The organism is Vibrio sp. QJM3NY_35 (assembly GCF_057785915.1).
This window is the reverse complement of record NZ_CM173507.1, coordinates 2476926-2494854: the sequence shown is the minus strand read 5'-3', so window position 1 is coordinate 2494854 and position 17929 is coordinate 2476926. Positions and strand designations below refer to the sequence as shown.

The following is a 17929-nucleotide window of genomic DNA, read 5'->3' as shown; positions in this document are numbered from 1 at the left end:
ATATTTGTACCTTCATTGAAGTGATACGAAATACTGGAAGACAAAAAAGGGTTGATGTTAATACATCAACCCTTTTTGATTTCAATCGATTAGAAAAGTTTAAACTTTACTATTCGCGCTCGTGTAGAGCTTGGAAATCACGCTGTTCTTCACCAGTATACAACTGACGAGGACGACCGATACGGTTCGTCGGATCGCTGTGCATTTCGTTCCAGTGTGCAATCCAACCGATAGTACGAGACATCGCGAAGATTACTGTGAACATTGATACAGGAATACCGATCGCTTTCAGAATGATACCTGAGTAGAAATCTACGTTCGGGTATAGCTTCTTAGAAACAAAGTACTCGTCAGAAAGAGCGATGCGCTCAAGTTCCATTGCTACGTCTAGTAGTGGATCTTGAATGTTTAGCTCTTTAAGTACTTCGTGACACGCTTCACGCATTACTGTTGCACGTGGATCGTAGTTCTTGTAAACGCGGTGACCGAAGCCCATCAAACGGAATGGGTCATCTTTGTCTTTCGCTTTTGCAACATACTCTTCGATGTTATCTACGCTACCGATCTCTTCAAGCATACGTAGACATGCTTCGTTTGCACCACCGTGAGCTGGGCCCCAAAGTGACGCGATACCTGCTGCGATACACGCAAACGGGTTAGCACCAGATGAACCAGCAAGACGCACTGTAGACGTAGAAGCGTTTTGTTCGTGATCAGCGTGTAGAGTAAAGATTTTATCCATTGCACGAGCAACGATAGGGTTCACTTCGTACTCTTCACATGGGTTTGCAAACATCATGTGTAAGAAGTTTTCAGCGTAGCCTAGGTCGTTACGTGGGTAGATAAACGGCTGACCGATTGAATATTTGTAACACATTGCTGCCAGTGTCGGCATTTTTGAAATCAGGCGGTAAGCCGCAATTTCACGGTGTGTATCGTTGTTGATATCAAGTGAGTCGTGGTAGAACGCTGCTAGAGCGCCTACAACACCACACATTACAGCCATAGGGTGAGCATCACGACGGAAGCCGTGGAAGAAACTAGCAATCTGCTCATGCACCATAGTGTGACGTGTCACGGTAGTCTTGAACTTTTCGTATTCAGCTCGAGATGGGGCTTCACCGTAAAGAAGTATGTAACATACCTCTAAGTAATCAGCGTTATTGGCAAGTTGGTCAATTGGATAACCACGATGTAAAAGAATACCTTTTCCACCGTCAATAAAAGTGATTTGAGACTCACAAGATGCAGTGGCAAGAAAACCAGGGTCAAAAGTGAAAAAACCATTAGAACCTAGTGTACGAACATCGATCACTGGAGTACCAAGTACACCTTCTGTAATCGGCAGCTCGATTGGCGCTTGACCTTCAATGTGAAGGGTAGCTTTCTTATCCGCCATAACAATCTCCTTTGTTTATTATTAATCCGTCCAGGATGTTTATGTGCCATTTTTTTACTGGTCTTACGTGGGAAAGTCAATTTTTCTACAGCTTTGTGTGCACTTGTTAGTGTTTTTTACATTAAATTCGTTAAAAATCTGGTCTGTGTAGCATTATTTGTTACATCAATTGTATTAGAATGTTGCCAGCCGTATAGTGGCGCTGAAAAGTTTGGTTAAAACCTTATAAATGCAAGGCTAAGAAGAAATGTGAGGTGTCTTTCTTAATCGAGCAGTTAACAATTATTTTACAATTATCTAAGGCTCAACTTCGGTTATTTGTTAAGTTAATGTTAAATTTTGAAGGTTAGCAATCAAATTTTGTCCATAACAATATCATAAGGTTATTTAATGACCATAATGCTCAATGGAGCTGAGTGAGCAAGCCCGTGAAAGAAAGAAAGACAAGACCTGTTAATTTAGATTTACAGACCATCCACTTTCCAATCACAGCAATAGCTTCCATCCTACACCGTGTGTCTGGGGTGATAACTTTTGTCGCGATTGGAATTTTGCTTTGGTTACTATCCATTTCCCTCTCATCCCCAGTAGGCTTTATGGAAGCTAGCGACATTGTCGATGGTTTCTTCGTGAAGTTTATTCTGTGGGGCATTTTAACCGCTTTGGCTTACCACATTGCTGGTGGTATTCGTCACCTTCTTATGGACTTAGGTCACTTTGAAGAGCTGGAATCTGGCGCTAAGAGCGCTAAGGTTGCATTCGCAGCAACAGCGGTATTGTCTCTACTAGCGGGGATCTTAGTATGGTAAACAACGTTTCTACTTTTGGTCGTAATGGTGTTCATGATTATCTACTGATTCGTGCAACTGCCATCATTATGACGCTTTACACTATTTACCTAGTTAGCTTCTGTGCTTTCTCTGGTGATATCTCTTACGCATCTTGGACGCAATTCTTTGGTGGAACCTTCACTAAAGTCTTCACCATGTTAGCGCTTACTTCTGTTTTGGTTCACGCGTGGATCGGCCTATGGCAAGTACTAACTGACTACATCAAATGCGCAAAACTGCGTGTTGGTCTTCAAGTCGGTGTTGTTGCAGTTCTTCTTGGATATTTCTTCTCTGGTCTGTTTATTTTGTGGGGTGCGTAAGTGACTATTCCTGTTCGTGAGTTTGATGCCGTAGTTATCGGCGCTGGTGGTGCAGGTATGCGTGCCGCACTGCAAATTTCTGAGCAAGGCCTTTCTTGTGCATTGCTTTCTAAAGTTTTCCCTACTCGTTCTCATACGGTTTCAGCGCAAGGCGGCATCACTGTTGCTCTTGGTAACGCGCATGAAGACCATTGGGAACAACATATGTATGACACAGTAAAAGGTTCTGATTACATCGGCGACCAAGACGCTATCGAATACATGTGTAAAAACGGTCCTGAGTCGGTAATCGAACTTGAAAAAATGGGCCTACCTTTCTCTCGTTTTGAGAACGGTACTATTTACCAGCGTCCTTTCGGTGGTCAATCTAAAAACTTTGGTGGTGAGCAAGCGGCTCGTACCGCAGCTGCAGCCGACCGTACTGGTCACGCTCTGCTACACACGCTTTACCAACAAAACATTAAACACAAAACGACCGTTTTCTCTGAGTGGTATGCACTGGATCTTGTTAAAAACGAAGATGGTGCAATCTTAGGTACTACTGCGCTTTGTATGGAAACGGGTGAGGTTTGCTACTTCAAAGCGAAGGCAACAATCCTTGCTACCGGTGGTGCTGGTCGTATCTACGCATCAACAACCAATGCACACATTAACACTGGTGACGGTGTTGGTATGGCGATTCGTGCTGGCGTTCCAATGCAAGACATCGAAATGTGGCAGTTCCACCCAACGGGTATCGCTGGTGCAGGTGTATTGGTAACGGAAGGTTGTCGTGGTGAAGGTGGTTACCTTCTTAATAAAGACGGTGAACGCTTCATGGAACGTTACGCACCAAACGCTAAAGACTTAGCGGGTCGTGATGTTGTTGCTCGTTCAATGATGGTTGAAATTCGTGAAGGTCGCGGTTGCGATGGTCCTTGGGGTCCACACATCAAGCTGAAGCTTGATCACCTGGGTAAAGAGACGCTTGAATCTCGCCTTCCTGGTGTATGTGAACTTTCTCGTACCTTTGCTCACGTTGATCCAGTGAAAGAGCCAATCCCAGTAATCCCTACATGTCACTACATGATGGGTGGTGTTCCAACACAAGTTTCTGGTCAAGCTATTAAGCAAACCGAAGACGGCAGCGATGTTGAAATCCAAGGTCTATTTGCTTGTGGTGAAATCGCATCAGTATCAGTACATGGTGCCAACCGTCTAGGTGGTAACTCACTGCTTGATTTAGTGGTATTTGGTCGTGCGACAGGTCTACACCTAGGTGAGACACTGAAGAAGCAAGACGAAGCGAAACCTGCAACTGAAGCTGACATTGAACGTTCACTAGAGCGTTACAACCGTTGGGAAAACAGCACAGACGGCGAAGATCCAGCGCAAATCCGTAAAGATCTTCAGCAATGTATGCAGAACAACTTCTCGGTATTCCGTGAAGGCAAAGCAATGGCTGAAGGCCTAGAAGAGCTAAAAGCGATTCGTGAGCGTCTGAAGAATGCACACCTATCTGATAAGTCTACAGAGTTCAACACGCAACGTATTGAGTGTCTAGAGCTTGAAAACTTGATGGAAACGGCATTCGCAACCGCTGTTGCTGCAAACTTCCGTACAGAGAGCCGTGGCGCACACGCTCGATTCGATTTCCCTGACCGTGATGATGAGCAATGGCTATGCCACTCACTTTACAACCCAGAGTCAGAGAGCATGACTAAGCGTGGTGTAAACATGGAACCTATCCATCGTGAAGCGTTCCCACCCAAAGCACGTACGTACTAAGGAGATATGACCATGAAACTGAATTTCTCTTTATATCGTTACAACCCAGATGTCGACCAGAAACCTTATATGAAGGAATACACTCTAGAAGTGGATGAAGGTTCAGACATGATGCTTTTGGATGCGCTTATTCTGTTGAAAGAGCAAGATCCAACAATCTCATTCCGTCGCTCATGCCGTGAAGGTGTATGTGGCTCGGATGGTTTGAACATGAACGGTAAAAATGGCCTAGCGTGTATCACGCCATTGTCTGCGCTTTCGGGCCAAGACAAGATTGTGATTCGCCCACTGCCTGGCTTACCTGTTGTTCGTGACCTGATTGTAGACATGACTCAGTTCTACGATAACTACGAAAAAGTGAAGCCATTCTTAGTGTCTGATGGCAATGTGCCACCGGCTCGTGAAAACTTACAAAGCCCTGATGAGCGTGCTCATTTAGATGGATTGTACGAATGTATCATGTGTGCATGTTGTACAACGTCATGCCCATCATTTTGGTGGAACCCTGACAAATTCATCGGACCAGCAGGCCTGCTTGCAGCGTACCGTTGGCTAATTGATAGCCGAGATACGGCGACAGACGAACGTTTGTCCGATCTTGATGATGCATTTAGCGTTTTTCGTTGCCATGGCATCATGAATTGTGTAAGTGTTTGTCCTAAGGGATTAAATCCGACGAAAGCGATTGGTCACATCAAGACCATGCTAGTGAATCGTTCGGTTTAAGTTATATAAAAATTGCCGCCCTAGAAGTTTTGGGGCGGCCTTTTAATAGCTCGGCATAGACCGCAGCAAACGTGAAAACTACTGGTTAAGGGAAAATATGCACAACGGCGTGATGAAGGCATGGCTCGAGTCTTCACACTTGGCTGGCGCCAATGCAACGTACGTAGAAGAACTCTATGAACTGTATCTAAGTGACCCAGATTCGGTAAGTGACGAATGGAGAAGTGTTTTTGAAGAACTGCCTGTGCAAGCTTCAGAGACAGTGGAACAACCACACTCTCGTGTTCGTGAATACTTCCGTCGACTCGCTCAAGAAACAAAGCATTACAGTGTCCAAGTTAGTGATCCAGATGTCGATGCGAAACAAGTAAAGGTTCTGCAACTTATTAATGCCTATCGATTCCGAGGGCATCAAGCAGCAAATCTAGACCCCCTAGGTTTATGGAAAAGAGCGACAGTTGATGAACTGGACCCTTCTTTCCACACTCTTACCGAAGATGACCTCAATGAGACGTTTAACGTCGGCTCTTACGCGATTGGCCAAGAGACGATGGTGCTTAAAGATTTATACAAATCTCTAAAGCAGACTTATTGTGGTTCTATTGGTGCTGAATACATGCACATGACAAATACAGAGCAAAAGCGTTGGATTCAACAACGTTTAGAGTCTGTATCTGGTCAACCCTCTTTCAATAAAGAAGAAAAGCAAGCTTTCCTAGAAGAGCTAACTGCAGCTGAAGGTCTTGAGCGCTATCTTGGTGCGAAATTCCCAGGCGCGAAACGCTTCTCGTTGGAAGGTGGTGATGCGCTTATCCCAATGACGAAAGAAATTATTCGTCATGCTGGCGGACAAGGCATGCGTGAAGTTGTTGTTGGTATGGCTCACCGTGGTCGTCTAAACATGTTGGTCAACGTGCTTGGTAAAAAGCCACAAGACCTGTTTGACGAGTTTGCCGGCAAGCACGATGACACGTGGGGTACTGGTGATGTGAAATACCACCAAGGTTTCTCTGCGGACTTCGCAACGCCAGGCGGCAACGTTCACTTAGCACTAGCATTTAACCCATCTCACTTAGAAATCGTAAACCCGGTAGTTATCGGTTCAGTACGTGCACGTCAAGATCGCCTTGGTGATAATGATGGTAGCCGTGTACTTCCTATTACTATCCACGGTGACTCAGCTATCGCGGGTCAGGGTGTCGTACAAGAGACGTTTAACATGTCTCAAGCGCGTGGTTTCTGTGTTGGTGGTACGGTTCGTATCGTTGTAAACAACCAAGTTGGTTTTACAACATCTAACCCTCGCGATACACGCTCTACGATGTACTGTACCGATATCGCGAAGATGGTTCAGGCTCCGATTTTCCACGTTAACTCTGATGATCCAGAAGCGGTTGCGTTCGTTGCGCGTCTTGCATTGGATTACCGTAATACGTTTAAGCGTGATGTTGTTATTGATTTGGTTTGTTACCGTCGCCACGGTCACAACGAAGCCGATGAGCCGAATGCAACACAGCCTTTGATGTACCAAAAAATTAAGAAGCACCCAACGCCACGTAAGCTTTACGCTGACGTGCTAATGGAGCGCGGTGAGTTTGGTATTGATACAGCAACTCAACTAGTTAATGAATATCGTGATGCACTTGATCACGGTGAAGTTGTGGTAAAAGAGTGGCGCCCAATGGCACTTCACTCTGTGGACTGGTCTCCTTACCTAGGTCACGATTGGAATATCGAGTGGGATAACAAAATTGATATCGAGCGCCTCAAAGAGCTTGGTACTAAACTTTGCCAATACCCAGACAGCCACAAGCTGCAAAGCCGAGTAAATAAACTGTACAACGATCGTACTGCCATGGTGAATGGTGAGAAACAAGTCGATTGGGGTATGGCTGAAACTCTGGCTTACGCAACACTTGTTGATGACGGTAAGCGTATTCGTATCTCAGGCCAAGATTCAGGTCGTGGTACGTTCTTCCACCGTCACTCAGTACTGCATAATCAATCAGATGCAAGCACGTATGTTCCTCTTGCGAACATTCATGATAAACAAGGGCCATTCCAAGTGTTTGACTCGGTATTGTCTGAAGAAGCGGTACTGGCATTTGAGTATGGTTACGCAACAGCAGAGCCAAGCGGTCTAACCCTTTGGGAAGCACAATTTGGTGACTTCGCAAACGGTGCACAAGTTGTTATCGACCAATTTATTTCGTCAGGTGAGCAAAAATGGGCACGTCTATGTGGTCTGACTATGCTGCTTCCTCACGGTTATGAAGGTCAAGGCCCAGAGCACTCTTCTGCACGTCTTGAGCGTTACCTTCAGTTATGTGCTGAACAAAACATGCAGGTTGTTGTTCCTTCAACACCGGCTCAGGTTTACCACATGATTCGTCGTCAGGTTGTTCGACCAATGCGTCGTCCTCTGATTGTAATGTCACCTAAGTCATTGCTTCGTCATCCTCTGTGTACTTCTTCTCTGGAAGATTTGGCAGAAGGCACGTTCCAACCAGCTATCGCAGAAATTGATGATCTGGCTCCTGAGAACGTAAAACGCGTCGTGTTCTGTTCAGGTAAGGTTTACTTTGACCTACTTGACCAAAGACGTAAGAACGAGCAAGACGATGTCGCTATTGTACGTATCGAGCAACTTTACCCGTTCCCTTACGAGGACGTGAGAGCTGCCATCGCACAGTACACAAATGTAGTCGATTACATTTGGTGTCAAGAAGAGCCACAAAACCAAGGTGCTTGGTACAGTAGCCAACATAATTTCCGAGCTGCTATCCCAGTGGGTGCTGATATTCAATACGCAGGTCGTCCTGCATCAGCATCACCAGCTGTTGGCTATATGTCGGTACACTTGAAACAACAAAAAGCGTTAGTTGACGACGCTTTGACCCTACTTAAGAACTAGAAGTAAAAGGAAAATACGCACATGACAATTGAAATTCTGGTTCCAGATTTACCTGAATCTGTGGCTGATGCAACAGTTGCTACTTGGCACAAAAAACCGGGCGAAGCGGTTGCACGTGATGAAGTCATTGTAGATATCGAAACAGATAAAGTAGTTCTAGAAGTACCGGCTCCTGAAGCGGGTGTTCTGGAAGCTATCATCGAAGAAGAGGGTGCTACGGTACTTTCTAAACAGCTTCTGGCTAAAATCAAGCCAGGTGCTGTCGCTGGTGAACCAACGAAAGATACAACGGAAGATGCCGAAGCTTCTCCTGATAAGCGCCACAAAGCGGCACTTACAGAAGAAAGCAACGAAGCACTAAGCCCAGCTGTTCGTCGCTTGCTTGCAGAGCACAACCTACAACCAACTGACGTTAAAGGCACTGGTGTTGGTGGTCGTATTACTCGTGAAGATATCGACGCACACCTAGCAGCAGCGAAAGCGGCTCCGGCAGCAGCATCTGCACCAGCAGTAGAAGCGCCAGCAGCAGCCCGCAGCCAAAAACGCGTACCTATGACTCGCCTACGTAAGACGGTTGCAAACCGTCTTCTAGAAGCGAAGAACAGCACAGCAATGCTGACTACTTTCAACGAAGTGAACATGAAGCCAATCATGGACCTTCGTAAGCAGTACAAAGACCAATTCGAGAAGCGTCACGACACGCGTCTTGGCTTCATGTCTTTCTACGTGAAAGCAGTAACAGAAGCGCTAAAACGTTTCCCAGAAGTGAACGCTTCTATCGACGGTACAGATATCGTTTACCACAACTACTTTGACATCAGCATGGCAGTATCAACGCCACGTGGTCTAGTAACTCCAGTACTGAAAGACTGTGACACACTAGGTTTTGCTGACATCGAAAAAGGCATCAAAGAGCTAGCAATCAAAGGTCGTGACGGCAAGCTAACGGTTGATGAACTGATGGGCGGTAACTTCACTATCACAAACGGTGGTGTATTTGGTTCTCTAATGTCTACGCCAATCATTAACCCGCCTCAAGCGGCAATTTTGGGTATGCACAAAATCCAAGACCGTCCAATGGCTGTTGATGGCAAGGTAGAGATTCTACCTATGATGTACCTAGCGCTTTCTTACGACCACCGTCTAATCGATGGCCGTGAATCAGTTGGCTTCCTAGTGACTATCAAAGAGCTACTAGAAGATCCTGCACGTCTGCTATTAGACGTTTAATATCGCTAAAACGTCTAGTTAGCCCGGTTAGCTAGACGTAAAAAGTTTCAAAGGCTAGGCTGCTCAACGTCTGGCCTTCACTTGAACTGTAAAGCCATTAGAAAATGGACAGCAGTTTATTTGAGAAGACCCTACAGACGTAACACAGGAAACTGTGTCGTTATGGAAATAATAATCCCTTAAGGGAAAATAAACGGAATATCAAAATGAATTTGCATGAATACCAAGCCAAACAGCTGTTTGCAGAATTCGGTTTGCCTGTACCAGAAGGTTTCGCATGTGATACTGCACAAGAAGCTTTCGAAGCTGCAGGTCGTATCAGTACAGCCAAGAAAGTCGTTAAGTGTCAAGTACATGCTGGTGGTCGCGGTAAAGCGGGCGGCGTAGAGCTACATGACACGAAAGAAGGCGTTAAAGAGTTTGCACAAAAGTGGCTAGGTAAAAACCTAGTGACTTACCAAACAGACGCTAATGGTCAGCCTGTAACAAAGATCCTAGTTGAAGAAGCATCGAACATTGCTAACGAGCTTTACCTAGGTGCTGTTGTTGACCGTGCAACGCGCAAAATTGTATTCATGGCGTCAACTGAAGGCGGTGTGGACATTGAGAAAATCGCTGAAGAAACTCCAGAGTTGATTCACCAATCAGCGATCGATCCTCTAGTGGGCCCTCAAGCTTACCAAGGCCGTGAATTGGCGTTCAAACTTGGTCTAGTTGGCGATCAAATCAAACAGTTCGTTAAGATCTTCATGGGTCTTGGCCAAATGTTCTCTCAGTACGACCTAGCTCTACTTGAAATCAACCCGCTTGTAATTACTGGCGAAGGCAACCTGCTTTGTCTTGACGGCAAGATCAACATTGACTCAAACGCAATGTACCGTCAGCCAAAACTTCGTGAAATGCACGATCCATCTCAAGAAGATGAGCGCGAAGCACACGCAGCACAGTGGGAACTGAACTACGTAGCACTAGATGGCAATGTTGGCTGTATGGTTAACGGTGCAGGCCTTGCTATGGGTACGATGGATATCGTAAACCTACACGGCGGCAAGCCAGCAAACTTCCTTGATGTAGGCGGCGGCGCGACCAAAGAGCGTGTAGCTGAAGCATTCAAGATCATCCTTTCTGATGACAATGTTAAAGCAGTACTAGTAAACATTTTCGGTGGCATCGTTCGTTGTGACATGATCGCTGAAGGTATTATCGGTGCAGTTAAAGAAGTCGGCGTAACAGTTCCTGTAGTTGTTCGTCTAGAAGGTACAAACGCAGACCTAGGTCGCGAAGTACTTGCTAATTCTGATGTTGATATCATTGCAGCTGAATCTCTAACAGATGCTGCTCAGAAAGTTGTTGCTGCTGCGGAGGCTAAATAATGTCTGTATTAATTAACAAAGACACTAAAGTAATCTGTCAGGGTTTCACTGGCGGTCAAGGTACATTCCACTCAGACCAAGCGATCGCATACGGTACGCAAATGGTTGGTGGTGTTTCACCTGGTAAAGGTGGTCAAACTCACCTAGGCCTTCCAGTATTCAACACAGTACGTGAAGCAGTAGAAGTAACTGGCGCAACTGCAACAGTTATCTACGTACCAGCTCCTTTCTGTAAAGATGCAATCCTAGAAGCGATTGATGCAGGTATCGAACTGATCGTAACGATCACTGAAGGTATCCCTACAACAGATATGATCGACGTTAAAGTGAAGCTAGAAGAAACTGGCGTTCGCATGATCGGTCCTAACTGTCCAGGTCTTATCACTCCAGACGAGTGTAAGATTGGTATCATGCCTGGTCATATCCACAAGAAGGGTAAAGTAGGTATCGTATCTCGCAGCGGTACTCTGACGTACGAAGCAGTTAAGCAAACAACAGATGAAGGCTTTGGTCAGTCTACATGTGTTGGTATCGGTGGTGACCCTATCCCAGGTTCAAACTTCATTGATATCCTAAAACTTTTCCAAGAAGACCCAGAAACTGAAGCAATCGTAATGATTGGTGAAATCGGTGGTACTGCGGAAGAAGAAGCGGCTGAGTTCATCAAAGCAAACGTAACTAAGCCAGTTGTATCTTACATCGCTGGTGTTACTGCTCCTCCGGGCAAACGTATGGGCCACGCAGGCGCAATCATCTCTGGCGGTAAAGGTACTGCTGAAGATAAATTCGCAGCACTAGAAGCAGCAGGCGTTAAGACTGTTAAGTCTCTTGCTGACATCGGTAAAGGCCTACGTGAAATCACGGGTTGGTAACCAGCTGGCTTTTATCGATTGAGATAGAAGTTAACTGAACGATATTAAAAAGGCTTGGTCACTGACCAAGCCTTTTTTTATGTTCTCGAGATACGAGATCGTACTGCTAAGTGCTAAGCTCGGCTTCTAACCATTTGAGATAACATAAACATCGCAGCTGCACTGATAACAACAGACGGGCCAGCGGGCGTATCATAGAACCAAGACAAGCTTAACCCTCCGAAGACTGCGATAGAGCCAATAACCGATGCGAGGAAGGCCATCTGCTCAGGTGTGCTCGAGAACTTCCTTGCCGTTGCTGCAGGAATAATCAGTAGCGATGTCATGATTAACGCACCCACAAATTTCATACCGACAGCAATCACAATACCAACCAATAGCATCAAAATCAGACGCATTAAATCAATGTTGATGCCATCAACCGCCGCGAGATCCTCGTTAACCGTCGTTGATAGTAGTGGTCGCCAAAAGATAGCAAGCACTAAACCAATCACTGCAGCACCCGCATAGATGAACACTAAATCGGTCGGAGATACTGCAAGCAAGTCACCAAACAGGTAGCTCATTAGGTCAACACGAACGTTGTCTAAGAAGCTTACCGCTACAAGGCCTAAAGAGAGCGCGCTGTGCGCCAAAATACCGAGTAGGGTATCGGTCGCGACCAGCTTTTGTTTTTGTAAAGTCACTAGCAACACGGCCAGCATCAAACAACAAATCAGCAGCGCGAAATACAAGTTAATGTTGAACAGAAAGCCAAGTGCTAAGCCCATCAAAGAAGCGTGAGCAAGGGTATCACCAAAGTAAGCCATCTTGCGCCACACCACGAATGAACCTAGTGGGCCTGCAATAAGAGCAATGCCTAAGCCTGCAAGAATAGAAGGTAGAAGAAACTCAAGCATTAGTGGTGATGTCCGTGTTTATGGTTGGAGCAGTCGTGCACATCTCCAGAAACTGGCTGGCCGGCCAAGTCATGGTGATGGTGGTCATGTTGGTGGTGGTAGAAAGCCAAACTCTCTTGAACCGCGGTACCGAATAGCGCGATATAAGAAGGGTGGTGCTTGATATCAGCTGGTGCACCAGAGCAACAGATGTGGTGATGTAGACAGATCACATCGTCTGTTTTTGCCATCACTAAATGCAAGTCATGTGAAACCATAAACACAGCACAACCAAAGCGGTGACGGATGGAATCTATCAGATCGTAAAGATCGATTTGGCCTTGTACATCAACACCTTGTGCGGGTTCATCAAGAACGAGCAGATCGGGTCTTTTCAAAAGAGAGCGAGCGATCAGCACACGTTGGTTTTCGCCACCAGACAGTTGATGCATGTTACTTTTCATCAGGTGTTCAGCGCCCACTAGCATCAAAGACTCTAGGATCTCTTGTTTACTGAATTTTCCGGTGAGCTTAAGAAAACGCTCTACATTGAGAGGCAGAGAGTCGTTCAGCTTTAGCTTTTGAGGAACGTAACCAATTTTTAGTTTTTTTGATTTGGTGATCTTTCCGGAATATTTGTTCTGGAGCCCAAGTAGTACCTTAACTAAGGTTGATTTCCCCGCGCCATTTGGCCCAATTAGGGTAGTGATTCTGCCACGCTCTAAATTTAGAGATATGTTGTCTAAAACTTTTCGACCGTCAAATTCGACGCTCACAGAATCTAGTTGGATTAAGTTATCCATGAATAGAACTCATTTGCAATTCGCTAATGTTATAATGTAACATTTACCTCAAGCCTAAGCTACTTTTCTATTATCGAGGGATTATGTCACGTTCATCTTTTATACTTGCTACTTTGCTTTTAGCGCCAAGTGTTGCAAGTGCTAATACTATTTTAACAAGTTTTAAACCAATTCAAATGATTGTGACGGAATTAACGCAGGGCGTTAGTGAACCGGATGTGTTGATGAACAGCAATGCTTCGCCGCACGATTATGCGCTTAAGCCATCTGATGTCAAAAAAGTTCACAGTGCAGATATGGTTATCTGGTTTGGTCCTGACCTAGAAGCCTTTCTGACTAAGGTGATTGGTTCAAAAGAAAACGTTATCAAGATCAGTGAGATTCCAGGAATTAACTTGCGAGAGTTCGGACATGATGACCACGATTCTCATGAAGGACATAATCATGGTAGCCATGACCCGCATTTTTGGTTAGGTATCGATCAAGTTGAAGTAGCCGCAAAATATATCTCGGCAAAGTTGATTGAATCTGACCCTGATAACGCAATGGCGTATCAAGAAAACCTAGATTCTTTCCTGCTTGCTTTGAAAGAAAAGCAGCAGTCTATTCATGAACAACTTGCGCCAGTGAAAGATAAAGGTTACTACGTATTCCACGATGCGTATGGTTACTTTGAGCAAGAGTTTGAACTGAATAACTTAGGCCACTTCACGGTGAGCCCAGAGCGTAAACCGGGTGCAAAAAGCCTGATCGCTATTAAGAAAACGCTAGTACGCGACAATGTTCAATGTGTATTCTCAGAGCCTCAATTTACTCCCGCTGTAATTGAATCAGTGACTCGCGGAAGTAACGCTAAGCAAGGTCAGCTTGATCCTATCGGTTCAACGGTTGAAGTGAAGAGTGGAAGTTATTTCGATTTTCTTCAGCAACTTACAGATAGCTACACAAGCTGCTTAAGTGGGAAGTAAGTCATAAAGGAGTATTCTTTACTCTACTTTGCTCTCGTTAATTTATGAATCATGCCGCTTTTTGCGGCATTTTCGTGACCGCTAAGATAAAACCTCCCAACAAATAGCAAACCTCCTTTCTCCTTTTCTAATTTCCGCTAAAATAGAAAGATAATAATAATCACAAAAAAACTCAGTTTTTGGTTAAGCAACGATAAGACGTTGTGGTGCCAAAAATTTCATGCGTTGTTGCTGTTCAGGATTAAGAGTTGTATCGAATTATCTTCAAAATGTTCATCTTAATGAGCATTTCATTTAGCGTTCTAGCGGTAAATACATCACCCTCCGTTTTCTATCCTTTGCCCGTTCAAGCGCAAGGGAATTTCCTTGCGGCTAAAAACTTGTATTTAGGTGCCGGAGGCGGGCTCTGGGTTCATGATGTGCATGGAAAAGTACTCTTTTACGATGGTCGAACTCTATTCCCTCGCAAGGGTAGCTTACTGCAATTTTCTTCGGAAAGAGTCGCTTTTCTGAACGATGAGTTTTGGACATTTTTCGATAACGAGGTGTATCGACATACCCCTGGAATTGGCAACGAATTGGCGTTTAGCCTAAGTCCCGGTGCTGAAATAACCAATATCGGTGCATCAGGCGATTATATTTGGGTTACTGACGGCAGTAATTTCTATACCTACAACACTCAATCTTTAGAATTCAACACCTACTCTCTGCTCAAATTGTACCGATACAATAACAGCAGTGACATTGCGATTAACGACGCTGAGTGGGTGTTATCAAAGTGGGTGCTAGCGACCAGTTCTGGCGTTTACCTTTCTGAGAATCAAGAGTTTACCCATGTCACCGCATCCGACAAAAATCATATTGAGACGGTTTATTTTTCGAATGCTCGACGAGAGTTAGTGATCGGTACTTTAAATGGTGCTGTGATTGTAGATCTCGCGAACCCAGATAAAGAGACCATCGTTAAAGGGTCGCATGTTCTTTCGTTGGCCGAAACTTCGGACCAGTATTGGATTGGTACAGAGCACGGCCTTATTAGCTACAACTTTATTACGGGACAAATTACTCGATTCGAACAAGCCGCTAATCAAGACTTCTCGTTACCGGGTGAGAAAATATATTCGTTGATAAACGATCATGCTGGTGGCATGTGGGTTGCGACAAACAACGGTATCCGATACTTCTCACTGTTCAGCAAAACCTTCTCGAGAACCCCCCTAACTGGAATGGGCATGCATTCGAGTAGTGTAGTGATCAATAAAGTACTGCCTGTTAGTGACCAGTTATCTTGGGTCGCGTCCTCAATGGGACTCTACTTGGTTGACTCTGAAAGTGAAGAGAACCCAATTCGTGTTTACTCTAATCCCGTTAATGATTTTGAGCTCTTTGGCTCTTTCATTTGGTTAGCGACTGAACAAGGCATCATCAGTCTAAATACGGAAACGCTACAACCCGAAGCCCTTGATTTACCAAGGCCAATTGAGGGAGTGCGTGTTGAAAACCTTGCGCTTCAGGCTGATAACGTTCTTTGGATGACCTCTGGGCAAAACCTCTATTCGTTATCTATCGAAACCATGAAACTGACGAGTTATGGTACTGACTGGTTAGTCGACAAGTTCTTGCCTGCAAAGATCACCGCTCTCAATGTAGGCTTGCTAGGTCGTATCTATATAGGAACAGACCATGGTTTCTACTCGTTCATTGATAAACGAATTAGCTTTAGTCGTTCAAGCGAACGGTTTGGCAAAGTCGTCGATATTGAAAAAGCGAAGGATGGAGCGCAGTGGTTTGCTAGCAGTTATGGCGTGTATCGAATCCCGGATGACAGCTCTATTATTCAAGAAATCACTCTTGTTGAAGACAATATTAGACCTAACTGCCTGATCAGCGATGACAATGGTGTTTGGTTAGGCTCTTCGAAAGGCATCAGTTATTACGGGTTGGATGGGCAGCTGCATAAACACATCGGTTCGCCATTTGGTTTGATCACCAATGAATTGGCGGCAGGAGCGTGTGCTCTGTTTTACAGTGAAGATAGCCAACCTTCGAGGCTTGTTTTCGGCTCAAAGTATGGCGTAGTCAGCGCGTTGTCTAACGAGTTACTGGTATCAACCACACCTCATAGCCGTGCCTTGTTGAGTAAGATAAGTGTCGACCAACAAACGGTGTCACTTGGCGGGAAAACGGCTGAACTGGATGAGATTCCTTATGGCTCATCGATGGGGTTTAAGCTAGGTATCTTGCCAGCAACGTTCGCACCAGCGATGGAATATCGACTGAGCGACGATGAACCATGGAGTGAGTTTGAAGGGGGCTTGTTAACGCTCGACCATCTTCTTCCTGGGGATTACACACTTGAAGTGAAGCCGGTCAAGGACTCCCATTATCGCTTTGTGTCAACCAATCAAAGCTTCTCGATTGCGGAGCCTTGGTATCTGACCAATTGGGCTGCAGCAAGCTCTCTGATGTTACTGATTGGCGTTGTGACTATCTTGGTCCTTTGGCGTTCTCGTTATGTCACTTTTGCCAACAGGCACTTAAAAGCGCAAGTTGCATTGAAGACGGATCAATTGAGGCACCAAAGCCGGATATTGCTCGCGACTAATCAACAGCTTAAAAAGCAGCTATCCGTTAAGAATGCGCTTGTGTCTCATACTGCCAATGACCTCTCTTCTGAAGTGAATCAGATTGCTGCGATGATCCCGAATTGGAATGACGAGCACGGGAAGTCGCCAATTCTAACCTTGAAAAATGGCTTAGCCCAATTGAGCAATACTCCTCAAGGGAAAGGGCAAGTTTGTTACGATATAATTTTAATCTTAGAAGCGGTACTCAAAGCTTGGCAGGACGACTTAGCGAAAGCTGGTATTGAACTGGATATTAAAGTCGAAACAAAACAACGATATGTCTCGTTGTTGTATTTTAATCTCGATATTATCTTCAATAGCTTGGTTGGGAGTATCATCAAGAGAAACTTTAAGTCGCAGAGTATGGTGGTTCTGGTTGAAGAGGTTAAGGAGCATCTTGTTGTAACCATTCGAGATCATGGCATGCCTTTTCCTAAGCTGGCATCAAGCATGGGTGACTATACCGGAAAGTCGACCGACCTTAACATCGAAAAGCTGCCGCTATTGGTGAATCAGAGCGGTGGCGAGCTTAATGCCTTTGTTTCGGAGTCTCAAAATAAGGTTCAGCTTTCGTGGCCAATTGAGTACCAAGTGCTCGATAATCTTGAAGCCAGCACAATTGAACAGATTGAAACCATTAAGCTTGCCGCTTCAATGCCAGAGCAGCAAAAACTGACAGCGGAACAAGAGTGGAAGAACAGAGTGTCGCAGCTTGTGAGTGAAAACTACGCTGATGCCGAGTTCAGTACTGCAACTGCTGCTAAGTATTTGTTTATGTCTGAGAGAAGCTTACAGAGACGCTTTAAATCGGCTTACAACAAGACCTTCAAAGAGCATTTGAATGAAGTACGTCTAGAGCATGCGTGTGAGCGCTTACTCGCTGGAGAGAAGATCTCTGATGTGGCGTTTGATTCGGGGTTCAATGACCCTTCCTATTTCAGTCAAAGGTTTAAGCACCACTTTGGTATGTCACCATCTAAGTTTGCTGAAAACAACGAAGAGTAGCGCGCAGCGGATACTCAGCTAGAACATAAATAAAGATACTTTAGCCTCTACATTCGTGTTGGGGCTTTTTTACGCTCATATGAGATAGAGATAGAGATAGAGATAGAGATAGAGATAGAGATAGAGATAGAGATAGAGATAGAGATAGAGATAAAAAGGGTTAGGGCTGCAGTAAGTTTGCTAGGGGTATAACGAGGAAGAAAAAAAATATCGTGGC

Annotated in this window: 13 protein-coding genes; 10 read left to right on the top strand and 3 right to left on the bottom strand. The window is 45.0% G+C overall.

Annotated features, from left to right (window positions below; genetic code table 11):
* Positions 1-109 precede the first annotated feature (109 nt).
* Positions 110-1399: a citrate synthase gene (locus AC3CH3_RS11110; RefSeq protein ID WP_488537160.1), complete on the bottom strand. Its 1290-nt coding sequence runs from the start codon at positions 1397-1399 to the stop codon at positions 110-112.
* Between the two features lie 416 nt (positions 1400-1815).
* Between AC3CH3_RS11110 and sdhC the strand changes: the two genes are divergently transcribed.
* The 8 genes from sdhC to sucD all read left to right on the top strand — a co-directional run bounded on the left by sdhC (position 1816) and on the right by sucD (position 11431).
* Entirely contained in the window at positions 1816-2208 is a 393-nt protein-coding gene (gene sdhC, locus AC3CH3_RS11105) for a succinate dehydrogenase cytochrome b556 subunit (RefSeq protein ID WP_019820486.1), read from the top strand.
* The gene (gene sdhD / locus AC3CH3_RS11100) at positions 2202-2549 is read left to right on the top strand and encodes a succinate dehydrogenase, hydrophobic membrane anchor protein (RefSeq protein WP_010436768.1); all 348 of its coding nucleotides are present in this window, start codon (positions 2202-2204) and stop codon (positions 2547-2549) included. The genes sdhC and sdhD overlap by 7 nt, the downstream gene beginning before the upstream one ends.
* Complete coding sequence (gene sdhA / locus AC3CH3_RS11095) at positions 2550-4316, top strand: succinate dehydrogenase flavoprotein subunit (RefSeq protein WP_048606450.1); 1767 nt, start codon at positions 2550-2552, stop codon at positions 4314-4316.
* 12 nt (positions 4317-4328) lie between these two features.
* Positions 4329-5042, top strand: a complete 714-nt coding sequence (locus AC3CH3_RS11090) for a succinate dehydrogenase iron-sulfur subunit (RefSeq protein ID WP_010436773.1) — start codon at positions 4329-4331, stop codon at positions 5040-5042.
* 97 nt (positions 5043-5139) lie between these two features.
* Positions 5140-7956: a 2-oxoglutarate dehydrogenase E1 component gene (gene sucA / locus AC3CH3_RS11085; RefSeq protein WP_488537159.1), complete on the top strand. Its 2817-nt coding sequence runs from the start codon at positions 5140-5142 to the stop codon at positions 7954-7956.
* Between the two features lie 21 nt (positions 7957-7977).
* On the top strand, positions 7978-9186 hold the full coding sequence (odhB, locus tag AC3CH3_RS11080; RefSeq protein ID WP_488537158.1) for a 2-oxoglutarate dehydrogenase complex dihydrolipoyllysine-residue succinyltransferase: 1209 nt from the start codon (positions 7978-7980) through the stop codon (positions 9184-9186).
* A 206-nt stretch (positions 9187-9392) separates the two neighbouring features.
* Positions 9393-10559, top strand: coding sequence for an ADP-forming succinate--CoA ligase subunit beta (gene sucC, locus AC3CH3_RS11075; RefSeq protein ID WP_010436793.1), 1167 nt, complete (start codon positions 9393-9395; stop codon positions 10557-10559).
* Complete coding sequence (gene sucD, locus AC3CH3_RS11070; RefSeq protein WP_004734209.1) at positions 10559-11431, top strand: succinate--CoA ligase subunit alpha; 873 nt, start codon at positions 10559-10561, stop codon at positions 11429-11431. The genes sucC and sucD overlap by 1 nt, the downstream gene beginning before the upstream one ends.
* 113 nt (positions 11432-11544) lie before the next feature.
* On the opposite strand, the gene znuB is transcribed toward sucD, so the two are convergent.
* Together znuB and znuC are read right to left on the bottom strand one after the other, a co-directional pair.
* Positions 11545-12330 carry a zinc ABC transporter permease subunit ZnuB gene (znuB, locus tag AC3CH3_RS11065; RefSeq protein ID WP_019820476.1) on the bottom strand — a complete coding sequence of 262 codons (786 nt, stop codon included), beginning with the start codon at positions 12328-12330 and terminating at the stop codon, positions 11545-11547.
* Positions 12330-13112: a zinc ABC transporter ATP-binding protein ZnuC gene (gene znuC / locus AC3CH3_RS11060; protein ID WP_010436800.1), complete on the bottom strand. Its 783-nt coding sequence runs from the start codon at positions 13110-13112 to the stop codon at positions 12330-12332. The genes znuB and znuC overlap by 1 nt, the downstream gene beginning before the upstream one ends.
* Before the next feature lie 83 nt (positions 13113-13195).
* Between znuC and znuA the strand changes: the two genes are divergently transcribed.
* Together znuA and AC3CH3_RS11050 are read left to right on the top strand one after the other, a co-directional pair.
* Entirely contained in the window at positions 13196-14080 is an 885-nt protein-coding gene (gene znuA / locus AC3CH3_RS11055; protein ID WP_048617863.1) for a zinc ABC transporter substrate-binding protein ZnuA, read from the top strand.
* Between the two features lie 269 nt (positions 14081-14349).
* Positions 14350-17712: a helix-turn-helix domain-containing protein gene (locus AC3CH3_RS11050; protein WP_488538175.1), complete on the top strand. Its 3363-nt coding sequence runs from the start codon at positions 14350-14352 to the stop codon at positions 17710-17712.
* Positions 17713-17929: the final 217 nt, after the last annotated feature.

Excerpts from the sequence above, each read along its gene's own strand:
- AC3CH3_RS11110 (WP_488537160.1), bottom strand. The coding sequence starts at position 1,399 with ATGGCGGATAAGAAAGCTACCCTTCACATTGAAGGTCAAGCGCCAATC.
- sdhD (WP_010436768.1), top strand. The coding sequence starts at position 2,202 with ATGGTAAACAACGTTTCTACTTTTGGTCGTAATGGTGTTCATGATTAT.
- AC3CH3_RS11090 (WP_010436773.1), top strand. The coding sequence starts at position 4,329 with ATGAAACTGAATTTCTCTTTATATCGTTACAACCCAGATGTCGACCAG.
- sucA (WP_488537159.1), top strand. The coding sequence starts at position 5,140 with ATGCACAACGGCGTGATGAAGGCATGGCTCGAGTCTTCACACTTGGCT.
- odhB (WP_488537158.1), top strand. The coding sequence starts at position 7,978 with ATGACAATTGAAATTCTGGTTCCAGATTTACCTGAATCTGTGGCTGAT.
- sucC (WP_010436793.1), top strand. The coding sequence starts at position 9,393 with ATGAATTTGCATGAATACCAAGCCAAACAGCTGTTTGCAGAATTCGGT.
- sucD (WP_004734209.1), top strand. The coding sequence starts at position 10,559 with ATGTCTGTATTAATTAACAAAGACACTAAAGTAATCTGTCAGGGTTTC.
- znuB (WP_019820476.1), bottom strand. The coding sequence starts at position 12,330 with ATGCTTGAGTTTCTTCTACCTTCTATTCTTGCAGGCTTAGGCATTGCT.
- znuC (WP_010436800.1), bottom strand. The coding sequence starts at position 13,112 with ATGGATAACTTAATCCAACTAGATTCTGTGAGCGTCGAATTTGACGGT.
- znuA (WP_048617863.1), top strand. The coding sequence starts at position 13,196 with ATGTCACGTTCATCTTTTATACTTGCTACTTTGCTTTTAGCGCCAAGT.
- AC3CH3_RS11050 (WP_488538175.1), top strand. The coding sequence starts at position 14,350 with ATGTTCATCTTAATGAGCATTTCATTTAGCGTTCTAGCGGTAAATACA.